Origin of the sequence: Lysobacter sp. (assembly GCF_035655815.1) — a bacterium.
In the GTDB taxonomy this organism is placed as follows: domain Bacteria; phylum Pseudomonadota; class Gammaproteobacteria; order Xanthomonadales; family Xanthomonadaceae; genus Lysobacter_J.
Genome location: NZ_DASRTS010000014.1, coordinates 1 through 17,915, shown reverse-complemented (window position 1 = coordinate 17,915; position 17,915 = coordinate 1). Strand labels below are relative to the sequence as shown.

The 17,915-nt window shown below is 66.9% G+C and carries 15 protein-coding genes; 9 read left to right on the top strand and 6 right to left on the bottom strand.

The window, feature by feature from the left end; genetic code table 11:
* Window positions 1-2: 2 nt before the first annotated feature.
* The 4 genes from VFE83_RS02915 to cmk form a co-directional block, all read right to left on the bottom strand.
* Window positions 3-266 (bottom strand): lipopolysaccharide assembly protein LapA domain-containing protein, encoded by a 264-nt coding sequence (locus VFE83_RS02915; protein WP_324903379.1) that lies wholly within the window; start codon window positions 264-266, stop codon window positions 3-5.
* 82 nt (window positions 267-348) lie between these two features.
* Window positions 349-714: an integration host factor subunit beta gene (locus VFE83_RS02910; RefSeq protein ID WP_324903378.1), complete on the bottom strand. Its 366-nt coding sequence runs from the start codon at window positions 712-714 to the stop codon at window positions 349-351.
* A gap of 53 nt (window positions 715-767) precedes the next feature.
* On the bottom strand, window positions 768-2,456 hold the full coding sequence (gene rpsA, locus VFE83_RS02905; RefSeq protein WP_324903377.1) for a 30S ribosomal protein S1: 1,689 nt from the start codon (window positions 2,454-2,456) through the stop codon (window positions 768-770).
* Between the two features lie 233 nt (window positions 2,457-2,689).
* The gene (gene cmk, locus VFE83_RS02900; RefSeq protein WP_324903376.1) at window positions 2,690-3,379 is read right to left on the bottom strand and encodes a (d)CMP kinase; all 690 of its coding nucleotides are present in this window, start codon (window positions 3,377-3,379) and stop codon (window positions 2,690-2,692) included.
* A gap of 409 nt (window positions 3,380-3,788) precedes the next feature.
* Here cmk and ykgO point away from each other — a divergent pair, with 409 nt between their 5' ends.
* From ykgO to VFE83_RS02855, 9 genes are all read left to right on the top strand, one after another.
* The gene (gene ykgO / locus VFE83_RS02895) at window positions 3,789-3,914 is read left to right on the top strand and encodes a type B 50S ribosomal protein L36 (protein WP_010342887.1); all 126 of its coding nucleotides are present in this window, start codon (window positions 3,789-3,791) and stop codon (window positions 3,912-3,914) included.
* A gap of 199 nt (window positions 3,915-4,113) precedes the next feature.
* The gene (locus VFE83_RS02890; RefSeq protein WP_324903375.1) at window positions 4,114-4,443 is read left to right on the top strand and encodes a hypothetical protein; all 330 of its coding nucleotides are present in this window, start codon (window positions 4,114-4,116) and stop codon (window positions 4,441-4,443) included.
* A 4-nt stretch (window positions 4,444-4,447) separates the two neighbouring features.
* Window positions 4,448-5,479: an agmatine deiminase family protein gene (locus VFE83_RS02885; RefSeq protein ID WP_324903374.1), complete on the top strand. Its 1,032-nt coding sequence runs from the start codon at window positions 4,448-4,450 to the stop codon at window positions 5,477-5,479.
* 155 nt (window positions 5,480-5,634) lie between these two features.
* Complete coding sequence (locus tag VFE83_RS02880) at window positions 5,635-6,522, top strand: carbon-nitrogen hydrolase (RefSeq protein WP_324903373.1); 888 nt, start codon at window positions 5,635-5,637, stop codon at window positions 6,520-6,522.
* An 81-nt stretch (window positions 6,523-6,603) separates the two neighbouring features.
* Window positions 6,604-7,458, top strand: coding sequence for an SDR family oxidoreductase (locus VFE83_RS02875; protein WP_324903372.1), 855 nt, complete (start codon window positions 6,604-6,606; stop codon window positions 7,456-7,458).
* Between the two features lie 39 nt (window positions 7,459-7,497).
* A complete protein-coding gene (locus VFE83_RS02870) occupies window positions 7,498-8,058 on the top strand; it encodes a GNAT family N-acetyltransferase (RefSeq protein ID WP_324903371.1) in 561 nt (186 codons plus the stop codon).
* 57 nt (window positions 8,059-8,115) lie between these two features.
* A complete protein-coding gene (locus tag VFE83_RS02865; protein WP_324903370.1) occupies window positions 8,116-8,715 on the top strand; it encodes a TetR/AcrR family transcriptional regulator in 600 nt (199 codons plus the stop codon).
* Window positions 8,716-8,735: 20 nt separating this feature from the next.
* Window positions 8,736-9,662: an alpha/beta hydrolase gene (locus tag VFE83_RS02860; protein WP_324903369.1), complete on the top strand. Its 927-nt coding sequence runs from the start codon at window positions 8,736-8,738 to the stop codon at window positions 9,660-9,662.
* Window positions 9,663-9,834: 172 nt separating this feature from the next.
* Window positions 9,835-11,040: a TraB/GumN family protein gene (locus tag VFE83_RS02855; protein ID WP_324903368.1), complete on the top strand. Its 1,206-nt coding sequence runs from the start codon at window positions 9,835-9,837 to the stop codon at window positions 11,038-11,040.
* Between the two features lie 253 nt (window positions 11,041-11,293).
* On the opposite strand, the gene VFE83_RS02850 is transcribed toward VFE83_RS02855, so the two are convergent.
* Window positions 11,294-14,398, bottom strand: coding sequence for an efflux RND transporter permease subunit (locus VFE83_RS02850; RefSeq protein WP_324903367.1), 3,105 nt, complete (start codon window positions 14,396-14,398; stop codon window positions 11,294-11,296).
* Window positions 14,399-14,411: 13 nt separating this feature from the next.
* Entirely contained in the window at window positions 14,412-17,882 is a 3,471-nt protein-coding gene (locus VFE83_RS02845) for an efflux RND transporter permease subunit (protein WP_324903366.1), read from the bottom strand.
* Window positions 17,883-17,915 lie beyond the last annotated feature (33 nt).

The following is a 17,915-nucleotide window of genomic DNA, read 5'->3' as shown; positions in this document are numbered from 1 at the left end:
CATCAAGGTCCGGAAATGGGGGCTACGACCGGCTCGCGGCGCTCGGCGCGGGCGAGTCGCCGACGCAGCGGCAACACGACGCTGGCGCTGATCGCCAGTCCGCCGACCAGAACGCCCAGCAGCAGTGCGCACAACAGGCTCACGCCCAGGTTGCTCGCCATCCGCGTGAAGCCCAGGTCGATCACCACCGGTGCGCGGTTGAGCGCGCCCACGATGGCACCTGCCGCGAGGCACGCGATCGCGATGAGAAGACGAAGCAGGCGCATGACGGCCTCCAGGGACCGCGGTGGTCTGCGTTAGCTTAACGGACCTCGCCGACAGGTCCAGAGATACGGCGTCAGGAAACGCTTATTCGGCCTCGTCCAGCGGCACCACGCCACTGACGCGCTCGCGCAGTTCCTTGCCCGGCTTGAAGTGTGGAACGTGCTTGCCCGGCAACGCGACCGACTCGCCCGTCTTGGGATTGCGGCCCAGGCGTGGCGGACGGTAATGCAGGGAGAAGCTGCCGAAACCGCGGATCTCGATCCGTTCGCCGCCAGCAAGCGAACCACCCATCATCTCGAGCAGCGCCTTCACCGCCAGATCGACGTCCTCGCCCTTCAGATGGGCCTGGCGCTGTGAAAGGATCTCGATGAGTTCTGACTTGGTCATGCACGCTCTGCGTCGGACATCCGCGTTGACTGCGCGCGGGCGCTTGCGAGGAACCTCGCACATCGAAGGCGGCCCGGATCACCGGACCGCCTTCGCGTTTACCGCTTCGGAGGCGATTACTCGCCCTTGTTGCCCAGCTGTTCGCGCAGCAGCGCGCCCAGCTTGGTGGTACCACTGGAAGCTTCGGACGAAGCACGGTTGTAGTCGGCCAGCGCTTCCTGCTGCTCGGCTTCGTCCTTGGCCTTGATCGACAGCTGCATCGAGCGGCCCTTGCGGTCTGTACCGATGATCTTGGCTTCGACTTCCTGGCCGACCTTCAGGTACTGCGAGGCATCCTCGACGCGCTCCTTGGCGATGTCGCGGGCGGCGATGTAGCCCTCGATGCCGCCGTCCAGCTCGACCACGGCGCCCTTGGCGTCGACTTCCTTCACCTTGCCGCGGACGATCGAGCCCTTGGCGTTGGAGGCCACGTACTGACCCATCGGGTCCTGCTCAAGCTGCTTGACGCCCAGGCTGATGCGCTCGCGCTCCGGGTCCACGGCCAGGACGACGGCTTCCAGCGTGTCGCCCTTCTTGTAGTTGCGGACCACGTCCTCGCCGGTGGTGTTCCAGCTGAGGTCGGACAGGTGCACCAGGCCGTCGATGCCGCCGTCCAGGCCGATGAAGATGCCGAAGTCGGTGATCGACTTGATCTGGCCCGACACCTTGTCGCCCTTCTTGTGGATCGCCGCGAAGGTTTCCCACGGGTTGCTGGTGACCTGCTTCATGCCCAGCGAAATGCGGCGACGCTCCTCGTCGACGTCCAGGACCATGACCTGCACCTCGTCGCCGACCTGCACGATCTTCGACGGGTTGACGTTCTTGTTGGTCCAGTCCATCTCGGACACGTGCACCAGGCCTTCCACGCCCGGCTCGATCTCGACGAACGCACCGTAATCGGTGACGTTGGAGACCTTGCCGAACACGCGGGTGTTGGCCGGGTAGCGACGGGCGATGTTGTCCCACGGATCCTCGCCCAGCTGCTTCAGGCCGAGGCTGACGCGGTTGCGCTCGCGGTCGTACTTGAGCACGCGGACGTCCAGCTCCTGGCCGACTTCCACGACTTCCGACGGATGGCGCACGCGCTTCCACGCCATGTCGGTGATGTGCAGCAGGCCGTCGATGCCGCCCAGGTCGACGAACGCACCGTAATCGGTGAGGTTCTTGACCACGCCCTTGAGGATGGCGCCTTCCTGCAGCTTCTCGAGCAGCTGCTCGCGCTCGACGCTGTACTCGCTCTCGACCACCGCACGGCGGGAGACGACGATGTTGTTGCGCTTGCGGTCAAGCTTGATGAGCTTGAACTCGAGTTCCTTGCCTTCGAGGTAGGCCGAGTCGCGCACCGGGCGCACGTCGACCAGGGAGCCCGGCAGGAAGCCGCGCACGTCCTTGATGTCGACGGTGAAGCCGCCCTTGACCTTGCCGCTGATGCGGCCGGTGATGGTCTCGTTCTTCTCGAGCGCCTGCTCGAGTTCGTCCCACACCATGGCGCGCTTGGCCTTCTCGCGCGAAAGCACGGTCTCGCCGAAGCCGTTCTCGATCGAGTCGAGCGCGACCTTGACTTCGTCGCCCACGCCCACGTCGATCTCGCCGGCGTCGTTCCGGAACTGTTCGATCGGCACGATGCCTTCCGACTTCAGGCCGGCGTTGATCACCACCACGTCGCCGCGGACTTCCACGACGGTACCGGTGACGATCGCGCCCGGCTTCAGCTTGGCCAGGTTGGTCTGGCTCTGTTCAAACAGTTCGGCAAATGATTCGGTCATTGGAGAAATTACTCGGTTGAACACACGGGCCGCACCGGCTGTCAGGGCCATCCGCATTGGAGGGCATCAAGCAGCGCGTGGTCGACCCACCCGTTGATGTGGCGCGATACAGCCACGCCATGTGTTGGTGGATTCACCCATCGCATCGTGCGCAAACAACGACGCACGTCGCGGTGGAACTGTCTCTGCTGCGGTTAGCCTTGCGCGGAACCGCAACGCATCGCGCGATGCGATTACGTCGTGACCAGTCCCAGCACGCGCTCGACGACGTCATCGATGCCAAGACCGGTGGTGTCGATGCGAACGGCCTCTTCGGCCGGACGCAATGGCGCCACCGCGCGACTGGCATCGCGGGCGTCACGGGCGAGGATCTCCCGCAGCAGACCGTCTAAATTAACGGAAACCCCCTTGTCTTTCAACTGCTTATAGCGCCTTTCCGCTCTTTCTTCGGCACTGGCGGTCAGAAATACCTTGAAGGGGGCATCCGGGAAGATCACCGTGCCCATGTCGCGGCCGTCAGCCACCAGGCCCGGGGCCTGCCGGAAAGCACGCTGACGGTCCTTCAGGGCGGAGCGCACCTCCGGAATGGCGGCGATGGCCGAAGCCGCCGCGCCCGCTGTCTCGGTGCGCAGTTCGTCGGTGGCATCCACGCCGTTGACCAGGATCCGCAGCTCGCGGGAAACCGGGTCCTCGAGGAAGTCGATCCGGGTGTCGAACGTGCAGCGGACCAGGGCCGCAGGGTCGGCAAGATCCACGTCGGCCCAGCCGGCGGCGACGCCCACGGCCCGGTACAGGGCTCCGGAATCCAGGTAATGCCAGCCGAGCCGGGCGGCCACGAGCCGGCTGATGGTGCCCTTGCCGGAGCCGGACGGGCCGTCGATGGTGAGGACGGGGACGTTCTTGGAATTGTCTGCGCTGTTCATCGGGACATTATGGGTGAGGCAGATCGCTCACGCGGGTGAGGCAGATCGCTTACGCGGCACTGCCGCGTGATCTGCCGAACGCCCGGCCATGGATGGCCGGGCCGGGCGATCCGCAGCCCAGCGCGCGACGCCATGGACGGCAACGGTATCCACCCCCGGAACCGGCGCCCACGCGCCGCCAGGATCCGCCGACCGGCCAGCGAAGCGCCGGGAGTGTCCAGGGCTGACCCGAGAGGACGGTCCAGGGACCGGATTCCCCCGGGATCCAGGCCGCGCGCAAGCCCCTCCTGCCAACCACCCACCCGTTCCTCCACCCGCTCCAATGCAACCACTTGATCCACGTGGGAATTACCCGCTAGAATCGCCGGCTTCGTTCGTTATCCACATTCACCTGTAGCCGAGGTCTGTCATGAAGGTCCTGTCCTCCCTGAAGTCGGCGAAGGCCCGCCACCGCGACTGCAAGGTCGTTCGCCGTCGTGGCAAGGTCTTCGTGATCTGCAAGTCCAACCCGCGTTTCAAGGCACGTCAGCGCTGATCGCGAGCGGCCGGGCCATCGTTGCCCGCGCCGGTCCCGCGACTCGCGATGCACCGTCGAAGGGCCGCCGTCAGGCGGCCTTTCTGCGTCAGGCACAGTGAAACGAGGCGTCCCGATCGTTCAAACCGTGACGGCGGCGCGCTGCCGCGTTCCGGGGGCTTGTGCATACAATCCCGCACTACTCACGAGGGGGCTCGTCATGAAGCATCGCATCGCTGCCGTTCCGCTGTTGGCTCTGCTCGCATTCGCCGGTGTCGCCTCGGCCGACACGCTGCTGATCGAGCGCGTCCAGGAAGAAAACCAGGCGACCCTGCCGGACCGCGGCCAGACGATGGCGCGGGTCGAGGCGAGCTACGGCGCTCCGGCGCAGAAGCTGGAAGCCCAGGGCGGACAGAAGCGCCAGTGGCCGACCATCAACCGCTGGGTGTACCCGACGTTCACCGTGTACTTCGAGAAGAACAAGGTGATCGACGTGGTGGCAACCAAGGCGAACGCCGAGGAAATCGGGCCCAAGCCGCCCATCCGATGAGGTCATGAACGCACACGCATCGCGCTTTCCCGCCGAATGGGAACCCCAGTCCGCCGTCCTGATCGCCTGGCCCAACGCCGATACCGACTGGGCCGACCGGCTCGGTGAGGTCGAAGAGACCTACATCGCGCTCGTCGCGGCGATCACCCGCTTCCAGCACGCCATCGTGTGCGTGGCCGACGAGGACGTGGAAGCGTATGCACGCGCGCGCCTGTCCTCCGCACGTATCGACATGAGCCGTGTGCGCTTCGTCGAAGCGCCTTACGACGACACCTGGCTGCGCGACTCCGGCCCGATCACGCTGCGCGAAGGCGACGGCTTCCGCCTGCTCGACTTCCGCTTCACCGGCTGGGGCGGCAAGTTCGACGCGAGTCAGGACGACCTGCTGGTCGAGCGCCTGACCAATGCGGGAATCTTCGCGAAGAGTGTGCGTCAACCCGTTGATTTCGCTTTGGAAGGTGGCGCCATCGATACCGACGGCGCAGGCACCCTGCTGACTACGTGGCAATGCCTGCGTGAGCGCCACCCCGACGCCTCCCGCGAGCAACTGAGCCGCAAGCTGGCCGACTGGCTGAAGCAGGATCGCGTGCTGTGGCTGGACCACGGCTACCTCGAAGGCGACGACACCGACGCCCACGTCGACACCCTCGCCCGCTTCGCAGGCCCCGATGCCATCGTCTTCCAGGCTTGCGACGACCCGGCCGATTCGCACTACGCCGAACTGAAGGCGATGGGCGAGGAGATCGCCGCACTGCGCACGCGGGACGGCAAGCCGTACCGCCTGTTCCCGCTGCCGTGGGCGAAGCCCATCGTCGACGACGGACGCCGCCTGGCCGCCAGCTACGCCAACTTCCTCATCGTCAATGGTGCGGTGCTGATGCCGGCGTATGGCGACGAAGCCGACGCCAAGGCACAGGCCGTACTCGCCGAGGCTTTCCCAGACCGCGAGATCGTGCCAGTGCCATGCCGCCCGTTGATCTGGCAGAACGGCAGCCTGCACTGCATCACGATGCAGTTGCCTGCCGGGCTCGTCTGACCCGACCTTGCACTGGTTATTTTTCGACGCGGATCGACGCAGAAGGAGCGGATGAAAGCGAAGGCTTAATCCCGCTTTCCGTATCCCGCTTCCGTGTCGATCCTCGTCGACTCGAATTCACGGCCCTGGCCCGGCCCTCGACCTACAATTCGCCCATGAAGAAGACCACCCTCCCAGTCGCGCTGATCCAGGAGCGCAACCACGGCGATGCCGACGCGAACCTGAGCGTCATCGAGCAGCGCGTGGCCGAAGCCGCCAGGCGCGGTGCGAAGCTCGTGCTGCTGCAGGAGCTGCATAATGGCCCGTACTTCTGCCAGCACGAGAACGTGTGCGAGTTCGATCTGGCCGAGACGATTCCCGGCCCCAGCACCGAGCGCCTGGGCCCGCTGGCCAGGCAGCACGGCGTGGTGCTGGTGAGTTCGCTGTTCGAGCGGCGCGCGGCAGGCCTGTACCACAACACCGCGGTGGTCTTCGAAGCGGACGGCTCCATCGCGGGCAAGTACCGCAAGATGCACATCCCGGACGATCCGGGTTTCTACGAGAAGTTCTACTTCACGCCGGGCGACATCGGCTTCGAGCCGGTGGACACCTCGGTGGGCCGCCTCGGCGTCATGGTGTGCTGGGACCAGTGGTATCCGGAAGGCGCGCGCCTGATGGCGCTGGCCGGCGCCGAACTGCTGCTTTACCCCACCGCCATCGGCTGGGATCCGACCGATGAGCAGGCCGAGAAGGATCGCCAGCGCAACGCCTGGATCCTGAGTCATCGCGGCCATGCCGTGGCCAACGGCCTGCCCGTGCTCAGCTGCAACCGCGTCGGCCACGAACAGTCGCCGATGGACGCGGCCGGCATCGATTTCTGGGGCAGCAGCCACGTGCTTGGACCGCAGGGCGAATTCCTGGCCGAGGCCAACACGGGCGAGCCGGAAATCCTGATGGCCGAAGTGGACATGCAGCGCAGTGAGCACGTCCGCCGCATCTGGCCGTTCCTGCGGGACCGCCGCATCGACGCGTACGGCGACCTGCTCAAGCGCTACCGGGACTGATTCCCGAGCCGGGCCGCCCTGCACGAGGCGGTCACCGGTCGCCGGCTAAGTTCGCCGCTCCTTCCTGCAGGGAGCGGCGTCATGATCTGCATCACCGGCGCCGGCGGCACGCTCGGCAGCGAGGTGTTCCGCCAACTGCAGTCGTCCGGTATGCCGCTGCGTGCGGCGTTCCACTCTTCCGACAAGGCCGACGACGCCCGCACCCGAGGCGTGGACGCCGCGCTCATCGACTTCGACGATCCGGACTCACTGCGCGACGCGTTCGCCGGATGCGAATCGCTGTTCCTGCTCGGGCACAACGCCATCGACCAGACGGAGCTGGAACTGGCGGCCGTGCGCGCGGCACGCGACGCCGGCGTGCGCCACATCGTGAAGCAATCGGTGATGGGCGCCGAGCGCGGGGATTACAGCCTGGCGCAGGTACATCGGCCGGTCGAACGGGCAATCGAGGCCAGCGGGCTGTCCTGGACGTTGCTGCGACCCAACAGCTTCATGCAGAACGTCATGACCTTCATGAGCCCCACGATCCGCTCCGAGTCGGCGTTCTACAGCGCCAGTGGCGAAGCGCGCATCAGCCACGTGGACGTGCGCGACATCGCCGCCGTGGCGGTGAAGGCGCTGACCGAACCAGGTCATGCCGGCCAGGCCTACACGCTGACCGGACCGGATGCCTTGACCTACGACGAGCTCGCCGAGGCGCTGTCGCTCGCGGTTGGGCGCACGATCACCCACGTCGACCTGCCACCGAACGAGTTGCGCTACGCCATGCTCGACATGGGCATGCCCGAACCGATCGCCGACCGCCTGCTCGACCTGGAACGTTATTTTCGGGAAGGCCACGCCAGTCGCGTCACCGGCGACATCGAGCGCCTGACCGGCCGCGCCCCCCGCCGCTTCGCCGACTATGCGCGCGAGTGCGCGCCGATGCTCGCCTGACCTCTGCCACGCCATGCGGGCGCGCGATATCGTGCGCGCATGCCAGCCCACGTCTCCGACAGCGCACCGCCCTCCGGCCTGCGCATTCGCCCCGCGACCGCCGGCGACCTGCCGGCGATCACGGCCCTGTACGCCAGCGAAGTCCGCGACAACGTCGCCACCTACGAATACGACGCACCGGACCAGACGGAAATGCAGCGTCGCTGGCAGGGCGTGGTCGCGCAGGGCCTGCCGTACCTCGTCGCGGAACTCGACGGCCGCTTCGCCGGGTACGCCTACGCCAGCAGCTATCGCACGCGCGAGGGCTACCGGTGGACCGTGGAGGACACCGTATACGTGCATCCGGACTACGCAGGCCGCGGCGTCGGCAGTGCCCTGTTGCGGCGGCTCATCGATGACTGCACCGCGTTGGGACTGCGCCAGATGGTGGCGGTGGTCGGCGACATCACCAACGTCGCCTCGATCGCGCTGCACGAGAAGTTCGGCTTCCGCACGGTAGGCGTGTTCCAGGGGCTGGGCCGCAAGCACGACCGGTGGCTGGACACGGTGCAGATGCAACTGGCGCTCGGGCTCGGCAACGCGACCGCGCCAGACACATGAGGTCGCGCCCGACGAACGGTCGAAAATAAAACGAACGGACGTGCTAATTTCCTTCCCATGAATCTCCTCACCGCCACCAGCAAGGGCGCAGCGACGCGCGAGGCCATCATCGACCGCGCTTACGGCATCGCGTGCTCGGCCGGCCTCGAGGGCCTGTCGATCGGGCCATTGGCGCAGGCCGTGGGTATGTCCAAGAGCGGGGTCTTCGCCCACTTCGGCTCGCGCGAGGACCTGCAACTGGCGGTGCTGGACTCGGCCGGCGAGCGCTTCGTCGCCTATGTCCTGCGACCGGCGCTGAGCCAGCCGCGGGGACTGGCGCGTCTGCGCGCCATCCTCGAAGCGTGGTTCGGCTGGGTCCAGGCCGAGGGCGGCTGCCTGCTGCTGAGCGCCGCCAGCGAATACGACGACCGTCCCGGGCCCTTGCGCGACCATCTGGTGGCACAGGAGACCCGCTGGCGCCAGGAGATCGCCCGCGCGGTCGGCCTGGCCATCGGCACGGGCGAACTGGCGACCGACACCGACCCTGACCAGATGGCCTTCGAGCTCTACAGCCTGGCCCTGATCGTCCACCACGATGCCGGCCTGTTCGGCTTCGACCTGGCGATCGAGCGCGGCCGTCGCGCGCTCGAGCGCCTGTTCCGTTCCTACGCCCCCTGACCGCGTCCGCGGAGAACCTCATGTACCCGCTCATCGCCAAAATTAGCACGACCGTTCGTAACAACTTGCCATTGCTGGCTCTGCGCCTGCGGTTCGCGGTCGGCAGCCGGGTCGCGCCCCGCGCCACGCTCGACCGTGCAGCCCGCCTGTTCTGCACGCCGTTCCCATCTTCCCGGACGCGCGCGCTGGCCGCGCCGACGTTTGACGCCCGCGAGATCCGCATCCCCATCGACGACCACGAGGTCACCGCCTATGTCTGGGGCGATCCGAAAACCCAGCCCTATGTGCTGTTCGCGCACGGCTGGTCCAGCCACGGCACGCGTATCGGTTCATGGCTGCCGCACCTGAGGGGGACCGGCTACGCGGTGGTCACCTTCGACCAGCCCGCGCACGGCCGCACCGGGGGCCGGCTGGCCACCCTGCCCGACTTCACCCGTCATCTGCTGGCGGTCGGCGGCCATTTCGGCCCCGCGGCGGTGGTCGTCGGCCATTCGCTGGGCGGCGCGGCCACGGCCAATGCGCTCTCACGCGGCCTGCGTGCGGACCGCGCCGTGCTGATCGCCCCGGCCGCGGACCCGGTCGCGGCTACCGAGCGGTTCGCGGACGTGATGTGGATCGGCCGACACCTGGGACAGCGGATGGTCGGCTATTTCGAAAGCCTGATCGGGATGACCTTCGACGAGCAGCAGGCGCACCGCACGGCGCCGGTGATCGGTCGGCCGGCGCTGATCGTGCATGACCTGGAGGATCCCGAAGTGCCCTGGGCCGAAGGCGAGCGCTATGCCCGCTACTGGCCGGACGCGCGCCTGCTGACCACCCGGGGCCTGGGCCATCGCCGCGTACTGGACGATGCCGACGTCATCGCGTCGGTCATGCGGTTCCTGCATGGCGAAGCGGTCGGCCAGCGGCTGGTCTCCACGCCGAACCTGCCGTTTGGCGTGGCTTGAGAAACCGCTTCATTGCCCCATACGGGGCCAAGCCCTAAGCTCTGGGCCAGTCCTGTGATGTGCAACCGACGGCGCCCCTGCGGCGCCGTCGTGCTGCCAGCCCCCAGAAGGCCCGAACATCGAATGCATGCAGCCCGCCACGCCACAATCCGCCCCCACTCCGGTCGCGCCCATGACTGAGTCGCTGCAGCAACTGCTCGCGCACCAGCCGCACGCCATCGTCGAACGCGATGGCGTCCGCTACACCCTGCTCGGCACGGCGCATGTGTCGCTGGCCAGCGTCGAAGCGGTGCGCGACGCGGTCGGCAGCGGTGCGTTCGACGCGGTAGCGGTCGAGCTGGACCCGCAGCGCCTGCAGGCACTGACGGATCCTGATGCGCTGTCGCGCCTGGACCTGATCCAGGTGATCCGCACGGGCAAGACCGCCCTGTTCGCCGCGAACCTCGCCCTGGCCGCGTACCAGCGCCGGCTGGCGGAACAACTGGGCATCGAGCCGGGCGCGGAACTCAAGCGCGCCGTGCTGGAAGCGCGCCAGCGCGATCTGCCGGTGCACCTGATCGACCGCGACGTCGGCCTGACCTTCAAGCGCGCATCCAGCCGTCTGGGCTGGTGGTCGCGGGCGAAGCTCGGTGGTGGCCTGCTGGCGGCGCTGTTCGTCGACGAGGAAGTCGGCGCAGACGAGATCGAGAAGCTCAAGCAGGGTGACATGCTGGAGTCGAGCTTCAGCGAATTCGCCAGCGACAGCCCCGAACTGTACGAGAGCGTGATCGCCGAACGCGACCGCTACATGGCCGCGCGCCTGCGCGAGAGCCACGGCGATTCGCGTGAAGTGCTGGCGGTGGTCGGTGCGGGCCACCTGCAGGGCCTGGCGCGGCATCTGAAGGAAGAAACGCGCGCCCCCGACACCATCATCGCGGACCTGGAAGCGTTGCCGAAGAAGAGCGACGTGCCGTGGTTCACCATCGCGCTGGCGGTGTTCGTGCTGGGCGGGTTCGCGTGGGGCTTCTGGCGCGGCGGCTTGGATGTGGGTTCCGAGCTGATGCTGCATTGGGTGCTGGCGACCGGCGTGCTTGGCGCGATCGGCTGTGCGATCGCGGGCGGCCATCCGCTGAGCATCCTCGTCGCTTTCGTGGCCTCGCCGATCACCCCGCTGCATCCGGCCCTCGCGTCCGGCACGCTCAGCGCGCTCACTGAGGCCTGGTTGCGCAAGCCCACCTACGCCGACTTCATGGCCCTGCGCGACGACGTGCAGAGCTGGCGCGGCTGGTGGCGCAACCGGGTCGCGCGCGTGCTGCTGAACTTCTTCCTGACCAGCCTGGGCACCGCCATCGGTGTGTGGACGGGCGGATTGCGGATGCTGGGCAAGCTGGTCGGCTGAGTTTTCGGGCGCGTGTGTCCGCTGGCCTCGAGGTCGCGAGCGAGCTCGCTCCTACGCCCCTGAGCGACTCTGCGGTTGCATGCGCTTCTGTAGGAGCCAGCTTGCTGGCGACAGGCGCATGAGGTTTCCACGCTCCGCGCCGGAAGCAGGCGCCAACGGCCGAACACCCTAACGTCCTGATCTGCGTTGACGGTTGCGCAAAGAAAACGGGGAGCATTGCCTCCCCGTTTTCGTTTCGTAATGGCGAAGGCGCTTACTCCGCCTTCAACGCCGCCACCGCAGCCGCCGGTACTGCGGCGGGCTTTCCGCGTGCGCGGCGGATCGCGCGGGCGGTGCCGTTACGCAGGTCGTCCAGCATCGCGTAGATGGTCGGCAGGAACAGCAGGCTGACTACCGTCGAGAACGCCAGGCCGCCGGCGATGGCGCGCGCCATCGGGTAGTACGGCGGGCCGTCGCCGCCGATCTGCGTCTGCGTCAGCGAGATCGGCACCATCGCCAGGATCGCCGTGCCCATGGTCATCAGGATCGGACGCAGGCGCTCCTTGCTGCCTTCCACCAGCGCGTCGGTGCGCGACAGGCCACGGCGGCGCAGGTTGTTGATGTGCTCGATCATCACGATGCCGTTGTTCACCACCACACCCATCAGCACCAGGATGCCGATGAAGGCCATGATGTTGAACTCGGTGCCGGTGAGCCAGAACAGCCAGAACACGCCGAACACCGAGAACAGCACGCCGCTCATGATGGCCGACGGGAACAGCAGCGACTCGAACACCGCCGCCATCACGACGTAGATCATGATCAGCGCGATCAGCAGGTTGAACATCATCTGCTGACTGGCTTCGGCCTCGTCCTCGAACGCCCCGGACTCGAAGCTGTAGCTGTAGCCGGCCGGGAATGCGACGGCCTTGAGCACCTCTTCCATCGCCTTGCGCGCTTCGGGCACGGTGACCTTCTCACCCAGATTGGCCTGGATGGCGACCGTGGTCTGGCGGTTCGCGCGCTGGATCTGCGTCGCGGCCGGCTTGATCGACACGTCCACCATCGCCAGCAGCGGTACCGAACGTCCATCCGGCGCGCGCACGGTGAAGCCGGCAATGTCCGACGTGTCGAACTGCTCTGCGCCGGCGAAGCGTACCCACACCGGCACCTCGGTCTCGCCGCGGCGGAACTCGCGTAGCGGCGCGCCGCGCAGGGCCAAGCCGACGAAGCTGGCCACCTCCTGCGCGCTGAAGCCGAAGGCCGCCGCGCGCTCGCGATCCACGCGCACTGATAGTTCGCTGTTCTGGTCGCCGATGTCCACGCGCACATCGCGCAGTTCCTTGCGCTTGGCCAGGATGGGCACGATGTCGTTGGCCAGTTCCACCAGCGTCGCGGTGGAATCGCCGACCAGTTGCACCTGCACGTTCTGCCCCGGCGGACCACCGCCGCCACCGCCGCCCTGGTTGCCGATGCCAATGTTGGCGCGCGCGGACTTGGGCAGGTCCTTGCGCAGCTGCTCGACGATGGCCTTCGACTCGGTGATCTTGTCGGTGTCGAAGGTGATGCGCGTGCCGCCCCAGCCCTGCTCGCTGTACCAGGAGTAGATCTGGGTGATGTTGTACTTCTTGCGGTTGGCGTCGAGGAACTTCTCGATCCGCAGCACCTCGTCCGACATCTGCTCCTTCGTGTAGGCGCCCTTCCACTGGTAGAAGATGTTGGTCTCGGTGCCGTCGTCGCCACCGAACATGTTCTTCTTGGTCAGCATGAACGGCACGATGCTGACTGCAATGATCAGCAGGATGCCCAGCACGCTCTTGCCGCGATGCTCCAGCGTCCAGCGCAGCAACTGCGCGTAGCGCTTCTGCATGCGCGGGATCAGGCCGCGCTCGGACTTCACCGCCGGCGGCGTCTTCAGGCGCGCGGAGATCATCGGGATCAGGCTCACGGCCACCAGCCACGAGGCCAGCAGCGACACCGAGATGGTGATGGCGATCTGCGACAGGTAGATGCTGAGGAAGTTGCGCTGGCCGAACAGGTTGGGCAGGAACACGATGCAGTGGCACAGCGTGCCCGCCGACAGCGCGATGGCCACGTGCCTGGTGCCCAGGATCGACGCCTGCACCGGCTGGTCCGGCATGCGCTCGCGTTCCTGGTAGATGCTCTCCACCACCACCACGGCGTTGTCGACCAGCATGCCGACCGCCAGCAACAGGCCCATCATCGACAGGATGTTGAGCGTGACGCCGGTGAAGTACATGAAGCCCAGCGTCATCACGAAGCAGATCGGGATGGCCAGCGTCACCATCAGCGTCGACGGCCAGTGGCGCAGGAAGAAGAACAGCACCGCGATCGACAGCACCAGGCCGATGGCGCCGGCTTCCGCCAGTTCCAGCAGCGAGCTGGTGACGTTGTCGCCCTGGTTGTCGATGATGATGACGCGGATGTCGCTCAGCTCCGGCTGCTTGCGGATGGCTTCCACCTCCGCCAGCGCCTTGCTCGACACATCCACCAGGTTCGCGTTGCGCTCCTTGAAGATGTCCAGGCCGATCGCCGGGCGGCCGTCGAGGCGACGCCCATAGTTCATGCGCTGCGGCTTGAGCCGGATGTCGGCGATGTCGCCCAGGCGCACGCCGGCATTGTTGATGACCAGGTCGCGCAGCTGCTGCAGGTCGGTGATCTCGCCCACCGGCTGCACGCGCAGGCGGCGTCCACCGTCGTCGATCTGCCCAGCGGAGATCGAGAAGTTCACCGCCTTGAGGCGTTCGTTGAGCTCGTTGAGGTTGAGGCTGTGCGCGGTCAGGCGATCGGGGTCGATCGCGATCTCCACCTCATTGGGCGCCGCGCCGGTGACGTCCACGCGCGCCACGCCGGGGATGCGTTCGATGCGCCGCTTGAACTCGCGGTCGATCATGTCGTACGAGCCGGTCAGGTCGCTCTGGCTGGCAAGTCGAACGCGCAGCACCGGTTCGTCGGTGGTGGAGAACTTGAAGACGTTGTAACGCTGCAGGTCTTCCGGCAGGTCGTCGCGGATCGCGTCGATGCGCTCGCGCGCCTCCGACGCCGCGATGGCGACATCGCGGTTCCAGTCGGAGAACTGCATGAAGATCTCGGCGCCGTCGGCACGCGCATTGGCATCCATGCGCTTGATGCCGGTCATCGTCGACAGCGATTCCTCCACCGGGCGCAGGATCGTGCGCTCCACCTCCTCGGGGGTGGAGCCGGTGTACGGAAGCTGCACGAAGATGAAGGGCGGCGAGACTTCCGGAAAGGCCTCCAGCGGCAGGCGGATCGCCGCGATCAGGCCGATCACGAACAGCGACACGAAGAACATGATTGCCGTGACCGGCCGCTTGATGCTGAGCTCCGCAATGGTCATGTCGAAGCGCTCCTCAGACCGGCTCGACCTGGCCGTCGGCGTCGTCCGCCACCGGCTTGCCGTGATGGCGCTTGGCGCGCTCGACGTAGTAGTCGTCGGCGCGGCGGTCCAGCAGGTCGTACACCACCGGGATCACCAGCAGCGTCAGCAGCGTGGACACCAGCAGTCCGCCGATCACGGTGATCGCCATCGGCGAACGCACCTCGGCACCCTCGCCCATCGCCAGTGCGAGCGGCAGGAAGCCGAACAGCGTGCACGTGGTGGTCATCACGATCGGACGCAGGCGCGAACGGGCACCTTCGATCAGCGCTTCGCGCTTGGCGACGCCGGCCTCGCGCAGCTGGTTGACCTTGTCGATCAGGATGATCGCGTTCTTCACCACCAGGCCGACCAGCAGGATCAGGCCGATGAACACCACCACCGACACCGGCGAGTTGGTGAGCAGCAGCGCGAGCACCGCACCGACCAGCGCCAGCGGAATGGTGAACAGGATGACGAACGGGTGCAGCAGCGATTCGAACTGCGAGGCCATCACCAGGTACACCAGGAACACCGCCAGGCCGAAGGCGAACAGCAGCGAGGTGACCGATTCGGCCAGTTCCTCGCCCTGGCCGCCGATGTGCATGCTCACGCCGGCGCCGAGCGGCTGCTTGGACACCATTTCCTGCACTTCACGCACGGCGGTGCCCAGGTCGATGTCGCGCAGGTTGGCCGAGACGATCGCCACGCGCACCTGGTCGGCGCGGTGGATCTCGCTGGGACCGGTGGTGGACACCACGTCGGCCACCTGGTCCAGCGTCACCGGACGGCTGCTGTTCGGATTGACGATGAGGCGGCGAATGCTGTCGAGCGACGCGCGGTCCGTCTCGCGGGCACGCACCAGCACGTCGATCTTGCGGTCGCGGAAGCTGTAGCGCGTGGCGACGTCGCCGCGCACCTTCTTCACCACCACGTCGGCGATCTGGCGCGTGGTCAGGCCCAGTGCGCCGGCACGATCCTGGTCGAAGCGGATCTGGATCTCCGGGAAGCCTTCCTCCACGGTCGACTTCACGTCGGCGTAGTGCTCGTTGCTGCGCAGCAGTGCCGCCATGCGCTGGCCTGCCTGCTGGATGCTCTCCAGGTCCTGCCCGCGCAGCTCGATTTCCAGCGGCGTGGAGAAGCTGAAGAGCTCCGGACGGGCGAAGTCGACCTGCGCAGCCGGATGCGCCTGCATGGTCTCGCGCAGGCGCTCGGTTTCGCGCGCCTCCACTTCCTTGCTGCCGCCGCCTTCCATCACGACGGTCAGCTTGCCGATGTTCTCGCCGCTCTCGGTCGGGTTGGCATCCAGGCGCGTGCCGGTACCGCTGACGCCGTACAGCGTGCGGATGCCGTCATCCCCGGCGTGCTTGCGCTGCAGTTCGCGCACCAGCGAGTCGGTCTCGCGCAGCGGCGTGCCGGGCGGCAGTTTCACCGTCATTTCGAACCGGTCCTGCGCCAGCTGCGGAATCAGGTCCGCACCCAGCAGCGGCACCGCCAGCAGCGTCAGCACGAAGGCCAGACCGGCCGAACCGAGCACCAGCCAGGGACGGGCGAGCGCGCCGGGCAGCAGCTTCAGGTAACCGCGTTCGGCACGGCCATACGGCGCCATCGCAAGATCGCTGGCCTTGCGCATCACCGGACCGACCACGGCGACCAGTCCGCGCCAGGCGCGCACGACCAGCCACGCCAGGCCGAAGAACCCGCCACGCGTGCCCACGCCGATGCCGTGCTGGACCGCGGCGATGGGCTTCTGCAGCTTCGACTTGGGCTGCCAGCGCGGATGCGGCTCCTCTTCCGGGAAAGACATCGGCGGACGGCCTTTCAGCGCGCTCAGCATCGGGATCAGCGTCATCGACACGATCAGCGAGATGCCGATGGCCAGCGCCACGGTGAGCGCCTGGTCGCGGAACAGCTGACCCGCGATGCCCTGCACGAACACCAGCGGCAGGAACACCGCGATGGTGGTCAGCGTGGACGCGACCACGGCCATGCTCACCTCGCGCGTGCCGGCGATGGCGGCATCGAGCACGCCCAGGCCGCGTTCGCGCGCCTTGGCGATGCTCTCCAGCACCACGATCGAGTCGTCCACCACCAGGCCGGTCGCCAGCGCCAGACCACCCAGCGACATGACGTTGAGGCTCAGGCCCATCTGGCCCATGAAGAAGAACGTGGCGATGATCGAGACCGGCAGCGACAGGCTGATCACGAACGTGCTCCAGCCATCGCGCAGGAACAGGAAGATGATCAGGATGGCGAGCATGCCGCCGATCACCGCGTCCTTCTTGACGTCGCTGATGGCGTGGCGGATGAACTGCGACTGGTCGTCGATGGTGGTCAGTTCGATGTCCGGCGGGATCTGCTCCTTCAGCTCGTCCAGCCGCTTCTGCACCGCATCGGCGGTCGCGACGGTATTGGCGTCGCCTTCCTTGTAGATCGCCAGCTCGACGGCTTCCTTGCCGGCCAGGCGGATGATCGCCTCGCGCTCCTTGAAGCCCTGGCGCACGTCGGCGATGTCCTTCAGGCGCACGGGCATGCCGCCAGCGATCGAAGCGCTGCTGCCGGAGTTGGCGTTCTGCACGGCGGCCGCGGCGGCCATCGCGTCGGCCGAACCGGTCTGCGCGGCGATCGCGGCCATCTGGGCGGCCGCACTGGCTGCGGCGTTGTCGCCACCGCTCTGCGTGGTCACCAGCATCTCGCGCATTTCCGGCACGCTGGCGAACTGGTTCACCGTGCGCACGAGATAGCGCTGCGAGCCTTCTTCCAGGCGCCCGCCGGAGATGTTGATGTTCTCCTGCTGCAGGCGCTGGATGACGTTGTCGATGGGCAGGTTGAGCTGCGCGATCTTCTGCTGGTCGATGTCGACCTGGATTTCATCTTCCAGACCGCCGCCCACCTTGACCGCGGCCACGCCTTCGACCGGCTCCAGCTTCTTCTTCAGGTCGTCGTCGGCGTAACGGCGCATGCCCGTCAGCTGGCGCATGGCTTCGGTTTCGCTGCTGGCCTCGGTCTTGGGCGACAGCGCGATGCGCAGGATCGGCTCGGTCGACGGATTGAAGCGCAGCAGCACCGGCGCCTTTGCCTCCAGCGGCAACTGCACGACTTCCATCTTGTCGCGCACCTCCAGGCTGGCCTGGTCCATGTCGGTGCCCCAGGCGAACTCGAGCACGACGTCGCTCTGCCCGGTGCGCGAAACCGACTTGAGTTTGCGCAGGCCCTTGACCACGCCGACGGCCTCTTCGACCGGTTCGCTGATCAGCGTCTCGATTTCCGCCGGCGCCGCACCGGTGTATTCGGTGCGGACGGTCAGCGTCGGATAGCTCAGGTCCGGCAGCAGGTTGACCTTGAGGTCGCCCAGCGCGATCAGGCCAAACAGTACGAAGGTGAGCGTCACCATCATCACCGTCACCCGACGGCGCGTGGAGAACTCCACCAGATTGAAGCCGGAACCGCTCGCAGGTTGCGTCACGTTCGCTCTCCGCGATTACTGCTTGCTGTCGTT